Below are 21030 nucleotides of genomic sequence, written 5' to 3'. Positions count from 1 at the left end.
ATGTGAATTAGGGCTGCATAGAAAACAGCAATAAAAAAATTGTCATTCAATTCTCTCATTTACCGAGGATTATAACCATCAAGCGTATTTAATAAATAAAGACCGAACGTTTAGTGGGTATATAAAGAGTGAAAACTAAAAAATTAATTATATTATTGAAGCGATATAAAGATATGTTGAAATTTATCAAAGTTGTATTACTAGTGTTTGTTGTTAGTGCTTGTCAGTCATCCCAGCTAACAAAAAGAAGTCAGTCAGTATTTTTGTTGCCTGGGGCTGAAGAATCAATAGGCTCAATCGAAATCTATGACAATCGTGCCTATAAGTATCTCGACGAAAAAACCTTAATTAGTGTGAGAGGAAAAGGCTTTGATTGGGTAGAAGGTCCAGTATGGATTAAAGAGCATAATTTCTTGTTATTCACTGATATTCCAAAAAATATCATCCGAAAATTTGATAGTAAGCAAGGGGTAAGCGTTTATTTACGAAATGTTGGTTTTGATGAACCAAGTGATAAAGGCCCAGGCGCTAATGGTTTGTTGGTAAATCAAGATAACCAATTGGTGTTAATGCGAACTGGCAAAAGAACCGTGTCATTATTGGATAGTGATATTTTAAATCCACAGAATACCTTTGTTGATTTAGTTAGTGGTTATAACGATATGCGATTAAACGGCACAAATGATGGCGTTTTTGACAATCGAGGCAATTTATATTTTACAGATCCTCCAATCGGTTTGGACACTGTGTTTAATCAAGATAAAAAACTCGTAGAAAAACAATATAAGTGGCCATTAAATAGAGCAAGACGAGTACAGGAAACTCCTTATGCTGGTATATATCGTTTATCGGCAAAAGGGCGTCTAGAATTACTTGATTCATCTTTAACGGTACCTAATGGTATTGGTTTATCACCAGATGAAAATACATTATATGTCGCTGTTTCTGATAAAAATGCATCAGCTTGGTATTCTTTTGACATACAAGAAAATGGCAAGTTAACAAACAAGCAGACTTTTTACGACGCACAACATCTTATTGGACAAATGGGCGAGCAAGGATACCCAGACGGTATGGCAGTGCATTCTAGTGGTGTTATATTTGCCACAGGTCCCGGAGGTGTTTGGTTATTCGATGAAAAAGGGAACGTTTTAGCTAAAATCAAAACAGGCTTATTAACATCAAATTGTACATTTACGACAAACGAAGAGTATTTATTTATAACCGCAGATGATTATTTATTAAGTGTAGCGTTAAAGTAAGTTTAATGAAGTTTTGAAAAGCCGAAGCTAGGTTAGCTTTGGCTTTCAAGTGGAATTTCGTATATGTTTTATTGAATATCAATTAGTTAAATTGATATAGGAAAGAGTGTAAGGAGCACTATGTTTAGAGTTTACGATACCTTTACCTGCCATTAAATCAAAGTTAGATATTATTAATTTATCGCCGTAAACTAGTACTTCCGAAGGTTGATCAAGCTCACCATTTTCTCCGTTATTATCGGGATATTCAGCTAGGACTGAGGTATTTCTATTGGTATCAACTTTTATAATTTGATTTTTGAGAAAGCCTGCAACGTATAAGTTACCGCTTTCATCAATCGTAATTCCATCTAAGCCTGTATCTTTTGGCAGTTGTGCATAAATTTCTTTCTTGATAACTGCTTTGCCATTTTCACTTAAGGTTAATTGGTAAATTTCACCATCGCCAAAATTTCCAGTATATAAATGACCTTCTTTATCAAACACTAAACCATCGAGACCAAATTGGCGAGCAGGGTTTTTCGTCTCAACTGAAAAAATCATTTGTTCGTCTTGTTTAGTACTCTTTACGTTAATTCCTCTATCATCAAGTGAAAAACGGTAGATTGCACTAGTCATATTAGCACTTTTAATATTTTTCATTTGCAGCAAACTCACGTAAACCGAATTGTTATGAATACGTATTCCGTTTGGAGAGGTTAAACCATGTGCAACTACCTCAGTGGTGGCAATTTTACCTTCTATAAATGTTAATCGCAGGACTCGTCCACTATCACAAATATAAAGAGAGCCGTCAGGTGCGTATGCGATGCCCATAGGGCGATTGACCCCTTTTTTCTTTTTATCGGCAGTTTGACTGAAAGGTGTGATTTCGCCAGTAGAAGCAATAGACAATAACGTACCAGGTTTTTTACCCTTATTGGCGTAGTTAGTGCAAGCTAATGTGAGTGAACCATTAGGGGCAATTGCTAAGCCATCTGGTGTCGGACAACTCTCAGGCAAGTTAGCGAATAATTTAGCGCCTTGTAAATTTAATTGTTCGTGAATTGTTTTGTTTTCTCTGGTTGTATTATCATTTGAATTTACGGCATTAACCGTACAGCCAGAAATACTTGTTAATAGCATGGCGCTAGTGATCAAATTTTTATATCTGTTTTTATTATTCATTTGTTCGTTTCTCAATGATTGCTTGTTTCTTGTTTCTTGTTTCTTGTTTCACGTTTTTGGGGTGAGGGGGTTAGTTATTTTGTAAAAGCGAGGTTGTCTTATTAATATTCTCGATAATTACTTCAAGAAATAACGTTTTTCTTTTACCTAATGTCATGAATGATTTTTCTTTTTGTCCTGTGAGAAGGTTTGTAATGTTCATTTTGGAATGGGTATCTTTGCTCACTAAAGAAAATGATTTTGTCGAGTGGCCAGTGTTAACGATTGATATAATCAATTTTCCTTGCTCATTTTCAGCCATACGCCAGGCAAGTGTTTTTGGTTGTTTATGAAGCGAATCATTTTGTATTTCAGTTAGCATTATTTTGGGTGATATATGCTCCGAATTCAGTACATCTTTTACTTTAGTTTGTATTGCGCTAATGTGGGGTAAAACTAAAACAGAGCTATTGTGCTTTTCATTAAAGGGAAAGCTTCCTTGCTTATGTTTTTGATTGTATTCATTGAATAATAAACTTTGCTCATCAATTAATATTGTACCGCCATTTTCAACATAGTTTTTTAATGAACTTAGTTCACTCGCTGTTACATTCGGGGTATTGGTGATGATAATGACCTTCCAATCATTAAGCGCTTTATTAATAATTTTTTCTGTCACGAAACCTACGCCACTCCCTTCAAAATATAAGTTTTCGTAGGTATCTCTAATACCTTTCATATAGTTAGCTTGATTGATTGCACTGGTTTCTGAGTAAAATATTCTAATGGGTTTCGCTATTTTCCTAAGGCGTTGAATGTCTTCACCATGTGCACTTATGTCCATTAGTGTTCGTGTTAGGGCATGAAAGCCTATTGGCTGATGCGTGATTTCTGTAATAAATTCTGAATTATGACTTTTTCTTTTAATTATTGAACCATCAAGGTTTCTACCCCATAACCACGTAGATGAACCTGCTAAACCATGTGTTGCCGCTAGCCAATAAATCGCTCGAACATAGTCAGGATCTATATTACGTTCTTGAAACTTAACATTATTGAAAAAATGATTTTCTGAATCCCATAACAATTGCTCGGGTTGAATTGAACTAAAAAAATCAAAAGACATAGCTGCACTTTGCCAGTCAAAACTGTAGTTAGTTTCGTAGTCTTGCTTTCCTCTGAAATTGCTATACTCAGAGTTTGCGTCAAAGCCAATAATATCGGTTATCTCTAATAAAGATTCAAAATCAAGGCCATGATCCCGTATATCAGTGTTCCATAACCATGGCATGAGTTTTATATGGGTTTTAGCAGTAGAGTCGTAATGCTTTATTTCCTTATCTAAAAACGTAAACCATTGAGTGACACGCTGTTGATTAAATCGCATCCAATCAAACCAAATAGGAGAGCCTCTTAGTTTTCCTTGCATTGGAATTTCAATATCGACAGTGTTAAAGCTATCAAAATCACTTTGCCAAAGATTATTCAATTGCTCGATAGTTTTATGTTTTTCAACTAACCAGTGTTTAAACTTTTCTTTGGTGTGAGTGGAAACATCACCATTGTTCCATGTATCTGCTTGGGTGAAAAAACTTGGTTCATTAAAGAGCATGTAGCCTAAGTCTGATGATCTTTTATCTTTGAGTATTGGAACATAATGTTTAAATAACGATGAAAACAACTTTTCTGCTAATGGATTATCAATGTCGTAAGCACTAAATAGTCGACTTCCATCGGACAAATCGTTAGATTGTTGGAACGCCCAATCAGGGATTGATTTATGCGAAACAAATACCTGACCAATGCGTTTGTCTGAATCATTTTTTATTTGCTGATATTTGCTGTTCTTGAAGTTGAATTTATTATCAACGATGAAAGAAGGGGCAATATATTCGCTGTTTAGATTTCCAAAATACTGATTAGAGATTTCTTCGTCGGTTTTCCAAGTATAAGCCCCTAAAAATACCGATTGCCCTTTATCGATAAATTCATTATTTACTATGCTTACCGTTTCCCAATTGATATCAGGTACTGATTTACGTATCACAGATTTATCTATCACCATTCTAAGCTCTTCAATTGACTGAGATAGCACTGTGATTAAAGATTTTCGTTGAAAGTCGGGTAGTGATTTTGCTAGCGCTAAAGCATTTTTTTTATAAATAGGGTGGTCGAGATAATATTGACTATTTTTTTCAACATTGTTTTCATCCCACGTTATCCACTTTGTAAATAAAGAAGCTAGCGCTAATGTCATTTTTTCACGAGAAATATCAATGTGATTGTTTTCAGCTTCATTAATAAGTGTATTTAAGGTAATTAACCGGTTCTTAATATCTTGTTCTACTAAAGCAGTATGTGAAGTATTTGCACTCACTTGACTACTAAAAAGTAGAATACAAATTGCCGCAATCGGTATTATTTTGATTATAAATGACATTATTTAATTTCTTAACAAATGGTTCTTTGACTAAATCACGTGAACTTTTAAAGCTGGCCTATTTGCTAAATAGGCACAATGTTTGGCGCTATCCCAGCTACATCACTTCGAAATAATTGCACAGAACCCCCATCTTCCTCTTGTTGTTCTGTTAACGAAGCGGTTGTAACTAACATCGTTTTTAAATCTTTGCCGCCAAAACAAATATTGGTGACTTGAGAAGCATTAAAATGGAAAAACTGAGATAATTCACCGTTCGGTGAGATGCGTGCAATGCCACTTCCATCCCATCGGGCACTCCAAATATGATCTTGACTATCAGTTGTGCCGCCGTCAGGGTGTCCATATTTTGAGTCTAATTGACAGAATAATCGGTGATTCGTTAATGCTGCGTTTTTTTGATCATAGTCGCAGGCATATATTTCATTGGTAAATGAATCCGCATAATAAAAAATTTTATTATTGGCTGAAAATGTGGCGAGATTAAATATAGCAATTGCTTCTTTTTCAATGGTGACAGCTTTATTTGGGGTCACTTTAAATAATCGACCAAACTTGCCCATTTCAATTTCGTTACCATTTTTATCAGGACTCATTAACATACTACCTAGCCAAATGTTGCCATTGATATCTACGCAACCATCATTAAGCCTTAAGGTATCGTTAGGATCTACTTTTAACCATAATTGCCAAGTTTCGGCTTTTGTGTTCAATAGGTATAAGCCATCGAACAACGATACTAATAATACATGAGGGGTTTTGGTAAGCATTATATTTGCCGGTTGTTGAGGCGTATCAATGCAGTGTAAAGAATCATCTGTGAGTGAATATATATATAGATGGGATTTAACTATATCAATCCAGTAAAACGAATTATCGCTTTCTGACCAAATACAACCTTCAGCTAAACCGCAGTTTAAATTAAATTTTTTTTCTAATGTTAAAATCATCACGCTAAATCGCTAATTTGTAATAAATGGAAGAACAAAAGAAAAATACTTTTATTCATACTAAGTATGCATTAGTATGATGTTTAACTTTTACTAGTGCAAATTTAATTTATATTTTTTTAAAATTAAATTTGCACTCATTTTTATACGATTGAAGAGAAAGGTTTTCTATGCGTTTCATTAATTCGAGCCTTTCAGGCTTATTATTACTAACCACTGGCGTTTTAACTGTTGCGTGTACACACACTCCGGCTATAAATACAGGTGAAAACGCGGCTTTTTTTATGAAAGCAGTTGATGATATTAAGTTGGAAAATGCTAATAGACGAAAATGGGGCAATGCGGTAATTGCAGATTTAGATAATGATGGTTTTCAAGACTTGTTACTTACCGATCATGGTTTTTCAATAAAGCTTTATTGGAATAACAAGGGTGTATTTGGAAAAGGCTTTGATTTACTTGTTGGCGATACTCATGGCATTGCTGTGGGAGACTTTAATAAAGATGGAATTTCAGATGTACTAGTTTCACGTGGGGGAGGTTCAGGTGATAATGCTCGCAATGCTAAGCTTTTCCATATCGATAATCAAAGAAATATTACCAAAGGAAAAGAGTTCGATGACCCTCTAAAATTGATGCGAGGCAGAACTTCCAAATTTTACGATGGTGATAATGACGGTGATTTAGATTTATTACTATTTGGCTTTCCTGGAAATAAAGGTGAAGCAGAAATTCCTAGTTATTCTTATAAAAACAATGGAAATGGTCAGCAAATATTATCGTCTAATTTACCGAAAACAATGCAAGATGGACAAAAGTTATTAGTGACCGACTTTAATCAAGACAAGATTAGTGACTTTATTCTATATGGTAATGCTCGAATAACGTTGCATCAAGGCAATGGTGATTTAACGTTTAATGACGTGACCGACAAGTGGCTAAAGAGTGATATTCATCATGTTACCAGTATTTCTGAAATTGATTACGATAATGATGGTGACTTTGATTTGTTTTTAACGACAGGCAAAGAACTAAAAATAGGTGAAACTTTTTATAACCAAGAACAAAACATTTTCTCTTTTTATACCAAACGTGGGCCATTTAAATTTGAAGATTTAGTGATCGATGACATTTTAATGCTAGAAAACTATCAATCTTCTTGGCCAATGCAGGATATTTATATTGGTGAAAGTGCGTATAAATATGAACATCCAGGAGAGTATCATCAAGGCCAAAATGTACGTTTAGTCAACAGTAACGCGTTGGGTTGGCCAGATAAACTAGACAAAAAAGGCTTATATATAGGTTATATTGGTAATGATACATGGCGAATAGCGGGTAATACATGGTCTCCAACAACAGGTGTTATACGTAATGTTAAAAGTTATCCTGCATACGCTCATGAGCAAGGAATAAAAAATATTCTCCTAGAAAATCGAAATCAAAAATTTGTTGATATAACTACAGGAGCAGCGCTTGATGAATTAACTCATAGTAACGCTGCTGCAATAGGGGATTATGATAATAACGGATATCAAGATATTTTTATTGTTGATAGAGGTAACCTTTCAAAGTCTGTTCAACAAACTTTGTGGTTAAATCAAGGTAATGGTAAATTTGAAAAAAATGTAACGCATGATATATATTCAAACGATTTGGGCGCTATTGGTTTAGGTGCTGAATCACTTGATTATAACCAAGATGGCAAGTTAGATTTAATTTTTGCTAATGATCGTGGTAATTGGCATTTATACAAAAATACGTTAGCAAGCAAGCATAACTATATAAATATTGCCGTGAAAAATTCTGTAAATGCAAGTTCACCGATTGGTGCAATAGTTAAAATTACTGCTTGTGATAAATCTCAAATTAGAAGAGTAGGCTCTTCAAGTGCAGCATATTCTCAAAGTAGCGATACTGTTATACATTTTGGTCTAGGACAATGTAAAAACATAGAAAGAGTAGAAGTTCGTTGGCCAAACGGTGAAACTTACAATAACCAAGATGTTAAAATTAACCGCTTGTTAACATTTTAATATTCAAAGATGGTATGGGAATAATCGTAAAATATGGTGTTAAATGTGTAGTATCATATTTTACCTGTTTGATATTTATTTAAACTAAAGGTGTTTAGTGCTTTATTATTGGATTATATTTCAACTGCTTATTATTTCCATTCCCCTACAGGCAAATGAAAAAGTATCATCATTAACTACTCAAAATTGTATTGGTTGCCATGCTGAACAAGCAAGTCAATGGCGAAAATCAGACCATGCGAAGGCGATGGCGATAGCTGATGAATATTCGGTTCTAGCTAATTTTAATAATGTTTCAGTTGAACATTATGGTCAAAAGGCATTTTTTTTCATTCAGAATAATAGACATCATGTCACTATAACCTACGATAACAACACCGATACTTATCCAATAAAATACACATTTGGCCATTTTCCACTTCAGCAATATTTAGTCGAAACAGAGCATGGGAAATTACAGGTTCTACCGTTTGCGTGGGATAGCAGAGCGAAAAAAGAGGAAGGACAACGTTGGTATCATAACTATAGTCATGAAGAAATTCGTCCTGAAGATAGATTACATTGGCGACAACCCTTGCAAAATTGGAATGGCATGTGTGCAGATTGCCATTCTGATGGATTGATACGACATTACGATAGCGAGAATAATCGCTTTAACACCCAGTTTGATAATATCAATGTTGGTTGTTTATCGTGTCATGGCAAGATGCCTGAGCATGAAAAAAAGCAAAATAGCGCGACTAAAAAAGCAAGAAGTACCGTGTCAAAACCAGTGGGTTTATGGCTAAGAGAAATTGGCGATAAAACCGCACATTGGCAAGGTGTAAAACGTGATAACCGTTTTATGGACACCTGCTTTTCGTGTCATGCTTTACGTTCTCCTTTAACGGATGGTTTTAAACCGCACAAGCCATTTTTAGAGCAATTTACCCCGCAATTACCTTCATCTCCTAACTACTATCCTGACGGACAAATTAAAGAGGAAGTGTATGTTTATGGTTCATTTTTACAAAGTAAAATGTTCAAAGCAGGAGTGAATTGCTTAGATTGCCACGATAAACACACGATGAAGTTAAAAGTTGATGGTAATGGTTTATGTTTGCAATGTCATAGTAATGAAGTATTTAATGTAAAAACACATCATCAACATCAAGAGAATTCTACCGGCGCACAGTGTGTCAATTGTCATATGCCGGATAGTCGTTTTATGGGGGTAGATGACAGACGTGATCATAGTTTTAAAATACCAAGACCGGACTTATCACTGCAATACAATACACCGAATGCGTGCGTTAAATGTCATACAAATCAAACGAACCAATGGGCTAGTGAAAATCTAAATAAATGGCATGGTCAACCTAAGCTATTGAGTACGAATAATAAATACTTAATAGCATTAAATTCAGGGGAGGCAATTTCACTGAAGCAACATTTATCGATTGTGTCTGATGAAAATATAGCGGTTATTCATCGAGCGAGCGCGTTGAGTTTATTACCGTTTTCAACACAATCTATTTCAATAGATAATTTAAAACCCTATTTAACGCATCAAGAAGCTTTATTAAGATTAAGTGCGACGCAAGTGAGTTCATTGCTTTCGCCTAATGAAAGAGAGCAACATGTTGCGCCTCTTTTAAAAGATACATTAAAAGCGATTAGGGTAGCGGCAGCACGAAGTTTACTTTCACGTGAAATTTCTCCGGTAAATCAATCTTTTTTTGAACGAGCGTTAAATGAGCTATTTGTCGCAAATGAAACGAGCAATTGGCGGGGCGAAGGACGAGTGAATCAAGCAATATTAGCGCTGGAAGTGAATGATATCTTAGGCGCTGAAAAATTACTGAAAGAAGCTATCGAGATAGAGCCGTATTTTGATGCAGGTTATATAAACTTAGCTGATTTATATCGAAGCCAGCAGCGAACGGTATTGGTGAATTCAGTTCTTAAAAAAGGCTTAGAAAATGTTCCGCTGTCGGGAGGGATCAATTATTCTTTTGGTTTACACCTTGTTCGCCAAAAAAAGCTCAGCCAAGCTGTTGATTATTTTAACAAAGCTATGCAATTAACGGCTGATAATGCGCAATATGCTTATACTTATGTGTTGGCGCTTGACGGACTGGGGCAAAGCCAACTATCAATCGATAAACTTAAGCAGTTGATAATGGGTTATCAAGATAAAATGCAATTAAAAGAGCTAGGTTTGTACCTTTCACAAAAATTAAATAGTAGAGCTGATTACGAATGGTTTATGAGGTTATGATTGATTGAACTGTGATTTAAAAGGCTTTTTATCTCGTTATGGGGGCGAAAGCGAGATAGAGTCTTTATACTATTTTATCTGGTCATAGATTATTCCAATGTCCGTTTTGAGATTTGCTTATAAATTTCAAATCGGTTTTTATAGTGCTTCCGTTGATGTAGTGTGTTAGGGGATGAGTGGGATAAGTTTAATTTAATTAATGGTTACAATATATGTAGCAATGTTAATATTTGTATTTTGTTATTAGGTATTTTTGATTTCTTGGTCAAATAAGTTTGGGCTGATGTAGCAGGCAATCTTAAGTGTGTAATGGTATTAATACCTAGTACAGAACATCAAGATAACAAATTTTTTAGCTTATTAGGAGTAAGAATTTGGTGACAAGTTTAATTGAGGTCATGAGACCCTCATTTAATCTTGTATTCATTTTCTTCATATTTTTTGTAAGTAGTTTTTGTAAGTGATTATCTTTTGTTAGTCTGTTGATTTTTATGCGATTTTGTTTGTTGTTTTGGCTTTGCTTACATTTTTCACTCTAGGTTTTGAGTTTGCCGCGGTCGAAATGCGTGACAATCCTGCCTATAAAAACATCCCGATTGCGATAGGAGGAAATAGTGCAAGAGGGGTATTGTGCACTTGTAATTATATCGCTCGTGAATATGGGGTTCGCGCAGCAATGCCTAATCATCATGCTAAAAAACTTTGCCCAGAATTACTGATAGTAAATGCACGTATGTCTGTTTATAAAGCGGTATCTGAGCAAATTAGAGACATTTTTCAACGATACACGCATCTAATCGAGCCCCTTTCATTAGATGAAGCGTATCTTGATGTGACGCATACCGAGCTTTTTAGTGGCAGCGCTACATTAATTGCCGAACAAATTCGCGCGGATATTTTTCATGAATTAAATCTAACGGCTTCTGCAGGTGTCGCGCCTAATAAGTTCTTAGCTAAGATTGCCAGCGACGAAAATAAACCTAATGGCCAATGTGTTATCCCTCCAGAAAAAATTGACGACTTTGTTGCTGATTTACCTTTAAAGAAAATACCCGGAGTTGGTCCTAAAACGGCTTTACGTTTAGCCGAACATGGTTTTGAAACTTGTCGAGATATCAGAAATAGCTCAATAGTCTATTTACAAAATATTGTTGGAAAGCAAGCTATTAGCTTATACCATCGAAGTTTTGGTAAAGATGAACGATTAGTCGAACCAGAAAGAGAAAGAAAATCACTCGCCGTTGAAGTAACGCTCAGCCAAGATATTATGACTATAGGTCAAGTTCAAGAAGTTATGGAAAGTTTACTCGATAAATTAAAGTATCGTTTGAGTAAATGTGAAGATAAGCTTATTGTTAAACAAGGAGTTAAACTAAAGTTTTCAGACTTTAATCAAACAACCGTCGAACAGCGCAGTGATGAGGTTGATGTTGAAGTGTTTAGTCGTTTATTTCAACGAGCGATGTTAAGGGCGAATAATCGGGCTATCAGGTTAGTAGGTATAACCTTAGGTTTTAGCACAAAAAATAGTTTAGAGAGTGAATGTCAGCAGTTAATTTTACCTATTCATTAGGTTTACTCGTTGAATGATAACAAAAACAATAAATCAAAATTTTAAAGGGTTTCGCATGAAAAAATTTTTATTAGGACTAACGTTAGTGCTTGGCAGCATAAATATATATGCACAACAGATATCGGAAATTGAAATAACGGCACAAAAAGCGGCTGGCGATGTTTATATGCTGACCGGTGCTGGCGGTAATATAGGTGTGCTTGCGACTGAAAATGGCTTACTTTTAGTTGATGATCAATTTCAGCCGCTTGCTGAAAAAATAGAGTCTGCCATGCAAAGCATCAACAATAATGAATTACGCTATGTGGTCAATACTCATTATCATGGTGATCATACCGGAGGTAACAGTTATTTTTCGCATAAAGCACCTATTTTTGCACATGAAAATGTCCGACATCGTTTAAGTGCTAAAGAGAATCATGACGTGAATACTTTACCGGTTGTGACTTATAAAGATGGTATTAACATTTATCTTGCAAATGAAAATATTCAATTAACGCATTTACCTAGTGGACATACCGATGGGGACACAATTGTTTACTTTAAAGAAGCAAATGTTTTACACACAGGTGATTTATTTTTTGAGATAGGCTTTCCCTATATTGATTTAGGCAGTGGTGGTAGTGTGAAAGGCTATTTAGCGAACGTAAAACAAATTATCGAACAGATCCCTGATGATGTGGTGGTGATCCCAGGGCATGGGAAACTAACAAATAAGGCGGAATTTAAAGCCTTTGCCCAGATGATAGATTTCAGTATCAAAAGAGTCGAAAAAGCGTTGTCTGAAGGGAAAAGTGAAGCAGATATTTTACAAATGGGGATTGGAGAACGGTATAAAAGCAAGTCATGGAGTTTTATTTCCGAAGAGAAGTGGTTAAAAACTCTGGTAAAAGACTTACAATAATTTCTAACTGTTATTTAATATAAGCTTTATAAAAGTATGACAGGCATTGTATTTAAGTAACTATCAATACCGTTTTATGGAAGTTATTTAATTGATTGATTAGACCTGAATCTCAAAAGCATTTATCAACAAAAAGCCCGCTAAATTTAGCGGGCTTTTTAATGTTTTTTTGATGCGGTTGAGGGGTTTGATTAATCCGGCATAAAATCAATCACTAACTTTTTATCCGTATCATTGTAGTGAATGACTCGTTGGTAATCAGCCGATAAATAAATATCTGCTGAGCCTGCTGTATAACCGGTTGCCCAAATAGTACTTTGATTTTCATCATATTTACTTAAGGTAAAAAAGCCGATAGAGAAATCAAAACGATAAAAATAACTATTATTTTGACTATCTGTGATAACGGCCACAGGGCTAGTTAACGTATTACCGTCTAACAAACCTTGCTCGGCAAATTCGCCATTATCATTAGTAGACCATTCAGAAGTACTATTAACTGTATAAATGTTTCTGCCATCAGTACTCGTTGCAACGCCTGAAATACCATTAGAATGCGCAGGGTTAATATAATCAAGCGTATTTGTAATAGTTAGAGGGCTATCAGTAAATGCATTATAAGCAAGCGATAAATGTTGTAAATTAAACTCTGTCGCATTGTAACTTATGAAGGTATTGCTCGTAGGAATATCAGCGAAAGTAGCGGTTAAATAAGCATTTTCACTGTCCCAAAATTGTCTTGTTAATGACAAATCGGCAAACTCCAATGCTTCAGTAACAACTACAGACTTCCCTGAAACATTGATGATTTTTGATGGCGAATATTGAATATCAATCGCATCGCTGTCTAGTTGACTGATAGAAAAATCAGCTAAATTGATTTGATAATAATTCGTCCGAGTTTGCTCTTCTTCATTTTCATCAAGGTATGTTTCTATATTTGAAGCTAATAAAAGAGAGCCATCAGGGTGAATCACTAAGTTAGTTAAATCAACGTCAGCAAGAGGCGATTGAATTGAGGTGGCCTTGCTACCATCGATAATATTATAGACATCAATGTTATCGGCTTGCGCTACATATAAGTAAGGTCGAAGCGTATCTAATACCACACCATTGCTATTAGGATCTATATTTTCGATAACTAACTCGTCAAATTCGCTAGTATTAAAATCACCTTTACTTAGGTTTACAGTTATTTGCCCATCGATACTCTCTCCTGGCGTTTGCGAAGATAATGTGATGCTTGCTGTATATAATCCTGCATCAGTTAACATAGTAGGATCTGCGGTAACTGTTAACGTGTTATTGTCTGTATCGGGTGTCAATATTAGCCAATTAACATCAGTTTGTGCCTGCCATTTAACATTACTTGCTTTATTCGTAAGGATATCTACAGTGTGGCTAAGTGTTGATTTATCGGCATGAGCACTAAACGCAAGTGCAGGGAAGCTTGAATAAAGTCTTACTTCATCAATGGCTATTTCAACAGCAATGATGCTAGCACTATTACTTTGAGGATCAGTGACGGTTATTGTGCCAGTAAATACTCCCCAACCTGAGAGATTATTTTCATCAATACTAACGGTTAATATTGTCTGACTATCAACCTCAGACGTTGTCACAACTAACCAATCTTCACTGGCTTGAGCTTGCCATAAATCACTAACTCCTGAAATTAGAATGTCTTGACTAGTAATATTGCTATCACCAAAAGTGGCCTCAAAAGCAAGACTATTAGTAGATAATTGTATTTGTTCAAGGTTAATAATTTCAATTTGGTTGGCGTTACTTGTATTAAGCACAACGCGTTTATCGTCATAAGATAAGGCTATATCTGTAGGTTGTTGTCCTTGCGTTGCTAGGGTATTAATTAAGGCTTGTTCTTCATCATAAATATCGATAAAAAAACCAGTAGTTTGTGTAAAGCGAGCAAAATGAGCTCGGTTATTGTGGGATTTAGATAATGCCAATGTCACACTATCTTCAGCTTGTGGAAGTAAGCCATTGTCGGTAAATGTTTCGCCATCAAAACTGATCCATTCGCTTGTTGGGCTAATGGCATAAATACCGGTTTCATTATCATCAACCATAAAACGATTAACCGCTTGGTTTTCCGCTAATAATTCAGGTCGATATTGATGACTTTGTTCAACAACGATTGATTGCGTAGTGAAATCATTAATTTTTGCTGTGTAACGTTTAAAACTTGAATCGGATACATCTAATGCGTAGAACGCTTGGCTATTACGAGCTTGGTCTACTTGATTGGTAAAATAAGCATTTTGCCCATCCCAAAAAATGCGTTGTAAATTTTCATCGGCAAATTCTAATGCTTGCGTTACAACAAAATGACGGCCGGAAAAACTGACAAACTGAATTGGTTCATATTCAATACTTGCTTCAGTGATTTCAGTAACGGAATAATCACTTAAGTTAATTTGATATCTATGGGTAACCGTACTTGTTGTTTCATCTTCAGCAACAATAGTTTCATCAGCTTTTGCTAATAACCTTGTGCCGTCAGGGTGAATAATCAGTTGTTCTAGTAAGGTCTCGGCGGGTGAAATATCAATTGTTGTTAATAACGCTCCACTATATTGATGATAAACACGTAATTGATTATCCGTGCCTATATAAATATGAGGTAATTTAGGCGAGGTAATTATAGCATTCGCATTTGCCGTTAATTCATCAAGGGTAATGTTTTCACTCATCTCATCTGATTGATAATAAGACACCGAAATAGTTTCAGCTATCACACTGTCGTCAATCATACCTTCATCATCAATGGCGTTGATGGTGATCTCTGCATTATTTTGCGCTTCGGTGAACGTAGAGTCGGTTTTTACATTCACCAATAATTCACCTGATGTACCTACTTTAGTTAGGGTAAGCCAGTCAACATCGCTGCTTGCCTGCCAATTAATGGCTGTTGGGCTATTTGAATTGATAATTAATGATTTCGATGTTGCGCTAATATTCTTAAGTTTGCTTAATGATACGCTCGCTTGGTTACTGAAAAGATAATGTCTGTCTAGCCCTAACTCTACCGATATTTGTTTGCTATCACCTGTGGTTGTTTCGGTTAAGGTGATGTTAGCTTGGTAAAGTTGTGCATTGTTAAAGTCGGTAATATTTGGCGTTACCACGATGACACCATCGCCAGTACCTTCCGTGACGTCTAATGTCAGCCAATCAACATCAGCTTCTGCTGTCCACTCATTTGATTCGCTAGCAATTGAAAGTGATAGTGGTGCTATTGTTGTATCACCTAACGTTCCGCGAAAGCTTAACTGTTCGCTATCAGTGATCAATTGCCACACTAATAATGATACGTCTATATCATGATGTACCAAATTAACCTTATCAACATCACCCGTAGATAACCTAAGGGTAGTCGCATAAAGGTTGGGAATTATGTTTTCGGCATTTTCAACATCGATATATAAAGTTGCTGAAGTTGCTGTCACGTTTTCTGTTCTAAAACTTAACCAAGAAGCGGGTACAGCATCAGGAGCAAAGCCGACTAATAAACCGTTTCCTTCAAAAGTAATATCAACTTTATAGGTGTCGTCAGAAACTTGTAAAAATTCATTGGCGAAACTAACCACTGAAGTATCAACTGAAATGGCATACTTTGGAGATTTATCACTAGAGCCACCACAGGCTTGCAGCACAGTTGCTAAAGTGAAAAATAAAGTTATACGAATTAAATTGTATAGATGTTCCTTCATACATTTCCCTATTGTTGTTAACAGCTTATCGGGTATCATTTTCTAATATTTTGCGCGATTCTTTCGCTAATGTAAAAACTTATCATAATTTATTCATCAAATATGATTTTTTCTTGCGTTGTGGGTAGAATAGTTAGAGGTTTTGCACTAAATTGGTCGACCTTGTTGATTAAGCGCACAATAATTAGAAAACTTTGAACAAAGCCATTTTACATAAAGGAATAGACTTACTTTCTAGGCGAGAGCATTCTGAACTTGAACTACGAAATAAATTACGACTTCGTGACTTTCAAGACAGTGAAATCACGCCAGTAATTGATTTTCTGGTGGAAAATGATTATTTGAATGAAGCTAGGTTTGCAGACAGTGTTTATCGCACTCGGCTAAATAAAGGCTATGGTAAACGCTTTATTGAAAATGAACTGGCGCAAAAAGGGGTAAGTTCAACTGATATTAACGCGGCTGCCCAAGCGCTAAACATAAATTGGTATCATCAAGTAGAAGTGGCTTATAAAAAACGCTTTGACCATGCGCCAATTACTGAACAAAAAGAGAAAGCAAAACGGATTAGGTTTTTGCAATACCGTGGTTTTTCAATCGATGAAATTTTCACGGTAATAAATGAAGAAGAACATAATAACGGTTAACTAATTATTATTTGATAAATATTAGTTAATTGACTTAACAGATTTAATTTTAAATATTTGGATATCCCTATGATCAAAACCAGTGCCGATTTAAGAAAAGCATTCTTAGATTTTTTTGCATCAAAGCAACATCAAATTGTCTCTAGTAGTTCGCTTGTTCCTGGAAACGATGCCACGTTGCTATTTACCAATGCCGGTATGGTGCAATTTAAAGATGTATTTTTGGGCGCTGATAAACGTAGTTATACGCGAGCAACGTCTTCACAACGCTGTGTTCGAGCCGGTGGTAAACACAATGATTTAGAAAACGTGGGTTACACTGCTCGTCATCATACTTTTTTCGAAATGTTAGGTAACTTTAGCTTTGGTGATTATTTCAAAGAAGAAGCGATAACTTTTGCTTGGGAATTTTTAACTAAAGTATTAAATCTACCTGAAGAAAAGTTGTTGGTAACTATTTACGAAACTGATGAAGAAGCTTTTCAGTTTTGGGCGAATAAAATTGGTGTTCCTGTAGAAAAAATTATACGTATTGGTGATAAGTCGCCTGATAAAAAATATGAGTCTGATAACTTTTGGTCGATGGGCGATACAGGACCTTGTGGCCCGTGTAGCGAGATCTTCTATGATCATGGCGAACATATTTGGGGTGGTCCTCCAGGATCTCCAGAAGAAGACGGCGATCGTTTTATTGAAATTTGGAACATCGTTTTCATGCAGTTTAACCGTCAAGCTAGCGGTGAAATGAGCCCATTACCTAAACCTTCTGTTGATACAGGCATGGGACTAGAGCGTATTGCGGCAATTTTACAAGGCGTTCATAGCAACTACGAAATTGATATCTTTCAAGCATTAATTAAAGACACTGCTAAATTATTAGCTTGCGATGATCTTGAACATAAATCATTACGAGTTATTGCGGATCATATTCGTTCATGTAGCTTTTTAATTGTTGATGGCGTAATGCCAGCAGGTGATGGCAGAGGTTATGTATTACGACGTATTATTCGTCGAGCAGTAAGACATGGTCATAAACTTGAAGCTAAATCACATTTCTTTTATCGCTTAGTTTCTTCATTAATAGAACAAATGGGCGATGCTTATCCTGAACTTGTTGCACAACAACACATTATTGAAAAGATCCTTCGTATTGAAGAAGAACAGTTTGAAAAAACGCTAGATAGAGGAATGGCGTTACTTGAAGATATTTTAACGGATTTAGATGGTGACACCATCAGTGGCGAAGATGTCTTTAAACTGTACGACACTTATGGTTTTCCGGCCGATTTAACCGCCGATATCGCTCGTGAACGTGATTTAAAAATTGATGAACATGGTTTCGATGTTGCGATGAAACAGCAACGTGAACGAGCTCAACAAGCGAGTCAGTTTGGGACCGATTACAATGAGCAATTAAAATCGGATAAATATACCTCTTTTAAAGGCTATACCAATGCTTCATATTCTGCGACCGTGATTGAACTCTTTGATAATGAAGGTAGTGTAAATGTACTGGAAGCGGGTACGCCAGGGATTGTTGTGTTAGATAATACCCCTTTCTATGCAGAGTCAGGCGGCCAAGTTGGCGATAGTGGTTTAATTATTACCGAGCAAGGCGCTTTTGAAGTAACTGATACAGTAAAAGTAGGCAATGCTTTTGCGCATCGAGGTATTGCTAAAGCTCAAATTCAGTTAAATGCTCGCGTTAATGCAGAGATTGATACTGCTCGCCGAGCAGCAATCGTTAAAAATCATACTGCTACGCATATATTGCATGCAGCGTTAAGAAAAGTATTAGGTGATCACGTCACGCAAAAAGGTTCGCTATGTGATGCTGAAAAGCTACGTTTTGATTTTGCTCATTTTGAAGCTGTAACGCCAACCGAATTGAATGAAGTGGAACGTTTAGTTAACCAAGAAATACGTCAAAACCATGCGCGTGATACACAATTGATGCAAATCGACGAAGCGAAAGAAAAAGGTGCGATGGCACTGTTTGGTGAAAAATATGACGATGAAGTAAGGGTGGTGACTTTAGGTGATTTTTCTACAGAACTTTGTGGCGGTGTTCACGTTAATAGAACCGGTGACATTGGTCTGGTAAAATTAGTTTCAGAATCAGGTATTGCAGCAGGCGTTCGTCGTATTGAAGCGGTTTCAGGCGAAGGAGCATTGGCTTATATTGATCAACAAGCTAATACACTGGCATCCATTGCAGGGTTAGTTAAATCTGATGTTGCGGGATCTGTTGAAAAAGTAGAACAAGTGTTAAGTAAAAATAAACAACTTGAGCGTGATATCGCTGCATTAAAACAGCAGTTAGCTGCCCAAGCAGGATCTGATTTAATTAATCAAGTTATTGAGATTAATGGTGTTAAAGCTTTAATTGCTGAACTTGATGGCGTTGCCTCGAAAGATTTACGCGGTATGCTCGATGAACTTAAAGTAAAAATTGGCTCGGGTATTATTATGCTTGCAACAGCCAATGATGGTAAAGTTGGCTTAATAGCGGGTGTTACCAAAGACTTAACCGGAAAAGTTAAAGCTGGCGAGTTAGTAAACATGGTCGCTCAGCAAGTAGGTGGTAAAGGCGGTGGTCGTCCTGATATGGCACAAGCAGGTGGTAGCCAACCTGAGAACATTGCTCAAGCCCTTGCTTCGGTAAATGACTGGTTGTCAGATAAATTAAGTTAATGACAGTACGGGTTATTTATCCATAGAAAAAGGAAACGAGTTTCGTTTCCTTTTTTATTGCCTGAAAGTTAAAACTTAAAGTAGCGAACTTCATTTTATTTGTGAAGAGTTGTTAATACTTCGTTAATAGTCATTTATTGTTTCATTAATAGTTACATTTAATTGTAAAAAAAGACCTTTTTAACTGTACCATCCCAATAACCTTGCTAAAATAAAAGTAATTGGTGTGAAATTAATTGATTGGTAGACAGAAAATACTAGCGTTTTGTTTATTTATTTAATTGATGTATCGGTTATTTTGTTGGTTTATAAATTAAACTTATTCTTAGTAACTATCGTGCTAAATACCAGTTGTTATACTAAATTTATTACTAGCTTATATTTTTAGTAGATCCCGTATACAAACATAAAGGAAATGAAGAATGTTAATATTAACGCGTCGAGTTGGAGAAACTTTGATGATCGGTGACGATGTTACTGTCACTGTCTTGGGTGTTAAAGGTAATCAAGTTCGCATAGGTGTTAATGCACCAAAAGAAGTCTCAGTACATCGAGAAGAAATTTATATGCGAATTCAGTCAGAAAAAGGGGATAACGAAGCTTCTGGCAATAAGTTCTAAAATAACGCATTCAATAAAAAAGTCGGCAATAGCCGACTTTTTTATATGTTTGAGAAAATAACATAACAGTAATGGTGATGAAAATAGCAAAAAAATGGCTGATTTATAGTCTTGTTGGCTGATTTCTCAGCAAACAAAAATAAAAGCTAAAAAATCGTTTGACTTATTTTTAAGATCCATTAATATTCGCACCCACTGGTGAGCTGGCCGAGTGGCTGAAGGCGCTCCCCTGCTAAGGGAGTATCGGCGTTAAACCCGATCGAGAGTTCGAATCTCTCGCTCACCGCCATCTTTTATCTAGATGTAAAATTGATTATGCGAACGTATAGATTAGTTGGATAGACTTATCTTGTGTTAGCAGCTACGAACATAGTTCGTCATCTTTAAACTCAGATGTAAAACATAGTATATTGCGGACGTATAGATTAGTTGGATAGACTTATCTTGTGTTAGCAGCTACGAACATAGTTCGTCATCTTTAGACTAAGATGTAAAACATAGTATATTGCGGACGCGTAGCTCAGCTGGATAGAGTACCTGGCTACGAACCAGGCGGTCGCAGGTTCGACTCCTGCCGCGTCCGCCACTTTTCTTTTTTAGTAAAGTGGTAAATATAAGTAGTACAGCTAGTATTAAAGCTGATAAAATAAATGCTATCCTGAACTCGGATATAAAAGAAATGTTACCGCGGACGCGTAGCTCAGCTGGATAGAGTACCTGGCTACGAACCAGGCGGTCGCAGGTTCGACTCCTGCCGCGTCCGC

12 protein-coding genes and 3 tRNA genes are annotated in these 21030 nt (G+C 36.1%); 11 read left to right on the top strand and 4 right to left on the bottom strand.

From position 1 onward, the window contains the following. Positions 1–173: 173 nt before the first annotated feature. Positions 174–1262, top strand: coding sequence for an SMP-30/gluconolactonase/LRE family protein (locus Q4493_RS00075; RefSeq protein ID WP_303448420.1), 1089 nt, complete (start codon positions 174–176; stop codon positions 1260–1262). 78 nt (positions 1263–1340) lie between these two features. On the opposite strand, the gene Q4493_RS00070 is transcribed toward Q4493_RS00075, so the two are convergent. The 3 genes from Q4493_RS00070 to Q4493_RS00060 form a co-directional block, all read right to left on the bottom strand. Continuing rightward, positions 1341–2429 carry an SMP-30/gluconolactonase/LRE family protein gene (locus Q4493_RS00070; RefSeq protein WP_303448419.1) on the bottom strand — a complete coding sequence of 363 codons (1089 nt, stop codon included), beginning with the start codon at positions 2427–2429 and terminating at the stop codon, positions 1341–1343. 70 nt (positions 2430–2499) lie between these two features. Next, a complete protein-coding gene (locus tag Q4493_RS00065; protein WP_303448418.1) occupies positions 2500–4848 on the bottom strand; it encodes an alpha-amylase family protein in 2349 nt (782 codons plus the stop codon). A 65-nt stretch (positions 4849–4913) separates the two neighbouring features. Next, on the bottom strand, positions 4914–5798 hold the full coding sequence (locus Q4493_RS00060) for an SMP-30/gluconolactonase/LRE family protein (protein ID WP_303449075.1): 885 nt from the start codon (positions 5796–5798) through the stop codon (positions 4914–4916). Positions 5799–5968: 170 nt separating this feature from the next. Between Q4493_RS00060 and Q4493_RS00055 the strand changes: the two genes are divergently transcribed. From Q4493_RS00055 to Q4493_RS00040, 4 genes are all read left to right on the top strand, one after another. Continuing rightward, complete coding sequence (locus Q4493_RS00055; RefSeq protein WP_303448416.1) at positions 5969–7834, top strand: CRTAC1 family protein; 1866 nt, start codon at positions 5969–5971, stop codon at positions 7832–7834. Positions 7835–7931: 97 nt separating this feature from the next. Then, a complete protein-coding gene (locus tag Q4493_RS00050; protein ID WP_303448415.1) occupies positions 7932–10094 on the top strand; it encodes a multiheme c-type cytochrome in 2163 nt (720 codons plus the stop codon). A 511-nt stretch (positions 10095–10605) separates the two neighbouring features. Beyond that, on the top strand, positions 10606–11667 hold the full coding sequence (dinB, locus tag Q4493_RS00045; RefSeq protein ID WP_303448414.1) for a DNA polymerase IV: 1062 nt from the start codon (positions 10606–10608) through the stop codon (positions 11665–11667). 55 nt (positions 11668–11722) lie between these two features. Continuing rightward, entirely contained in the window at positions 11723–12571 is an 849-nt protein-coding gene (locus tag Q4493_RS00040; RefSeq protein ID WP_303448412.1) for an MBL fold metallo-hydrolase, read from the top strand. A 191-nt stretch (positions 12572–12762) separates the two neighbouring features. On the opposite strand, the gene Q4493_RS00035 is transcribed toward Q4493_RS00040, so the two are convergent. Continuing rightward, the gene (locus Q4493_RS00035) at positions 12763–16305 is read right to left on the bottom strand and encodes a BACON domain-containing carbohydrate-binding protein (RefSeq protein ID WP_303448410.1); all 3543 of its coding nucleotides are present in this window, start codon (positions 16303–16305) and stop codon (positions 12763–12765) included. A 194-nt stretch (positions 16306–16499) separates the two neighbouring features. Between Q4493_RS00035 and Q4493_RS00030 the strand changes: the two genes are divergently transcribed. From Q4493_RS00030 to Q4493_RS00005, 6 genes are all read left to right on the top strand, one after another. Next, on the top strand, positions 16500–16952 hold the full coding sequence (locus Q4493_RS00030) for a regulatory protein RecX (protein WP_303448408.1): 453 nt from the start codon (positions 16500–16502) through the stop codon (positions 16950–16952). Positions 16953–17021: 69 nt separating this feature from the next. Next, positions 17022–19646, top strand: coding sequence for an alanine--tRNA ligase (gene alaS, locus Q4493_RS00025; RefSeq protein WP_303448407.1), 2625 nt, complete (start codon positions 17022–17024; stop codon positions 19644–19646). A 422-nt stretch (positions 19647–20068) separates the two neighbouring features. Then, complete coding sequence (gene csrA / locus Q4493_RS00020; protein ID WP_303448405.1) at positions 20069–20266, top strand: carbon storage regulator CsrA; 198 nt, start codon at positions 20069–20071, stop codon at positions 20264–20266. 197 nt (positions 20267–20463) lie between these two features. Further along, positions 20464–20555, top strand: a tRNA-Ser gene (locus tag Q4493_RS00015). Positions 20556–20775: 220 nt separating this feature from the next. Further along, a tRNA-Arg gene (locus Q4493_RS00010) sits at positions 20776–20852 on the top strand. Positions 20853–20955: 103 nt separating this feature from the next. After that, a tRNA-Arg gene (locus tag Q4493_RS00005) sits at positions 20956–21029 on the top strand. The last annotated feature ends 1 nt before the right edge of the window (position 21030 follow it).

This window comes from Colwellia sp. 1_MG-2023 (assembly GCF_030546755.1).
Taxonomy (GTDB): Bacteria; Pseudomonadota; Gammaproteobacteria; order Enterobacterales; family Alteromonadaceae; genus Thalassotalea_H.
Note: the sequence above shows the minus strand (reverse complement) of the source record. Positions and strands in the feature narration are given on the sequence as shown.

Coding starts and splice junctions, on each gene's coding strand:
- Q4493_RS00075 (WP_303448420.1), top strand. CDS start 174: ATGTTGAAATTTATCAAAGTTGTATTACTAGTGTTTGTTGTTAGTGCT.
- Q4493_RS00070 (WP_303448419.1), bottom strand. CDS start 2,429: ATGAATAATAAAAACAGATATAAAAATTTGATCACTAGCGCCATGCTA.
- Q4493_RS00065 (WP_303448418.1), bottom strand. CDS start 4,848: ATGTCATTTATAATCAAAATAATACCGATTGCGGCAATTTGTATTCTA.
- Q4493_RS00060 (WP_303449075.1), bottom strand. CDS start 5,798: ATGATTTTAACATTAGAAAAAAAATTTAATTTAAACTGCGGTTTAGCT.
- Q4493_RS00055 (WP_303448416.1), top strand. CDS start 5,969: ATGCGTTTCATTAATTCGAGCCTTTCAGGCTTATTATTACTAACCACT.
- Q4493_RS00040 (WP_303448412.1), top strand. CDS start 11,723: ATGAAAAAATTTTTATTAGGACTAACGTTAGTGCTTGGCAGCATAAAT.
- Q4493_RS00035 (WP_303448410.1), bottom strand. CDS start 16,305: ATGAAGGAACATCTATACAATTTAATTCGTATAACTTTATTTTTCACT.
- alaS (WP_303448407.1), top strand. CDS start 17,022: ATGATCAAAACCAGTGCCGATTTAAGAAAAGCATTCTTAGATTTTTTT.
- csrA (WP_303448405.1), top strand. CDS start 20,069: ATGTTAATATTAACGCGTCGAGTTGGAGAAACTTTGATGATCGGTGAC.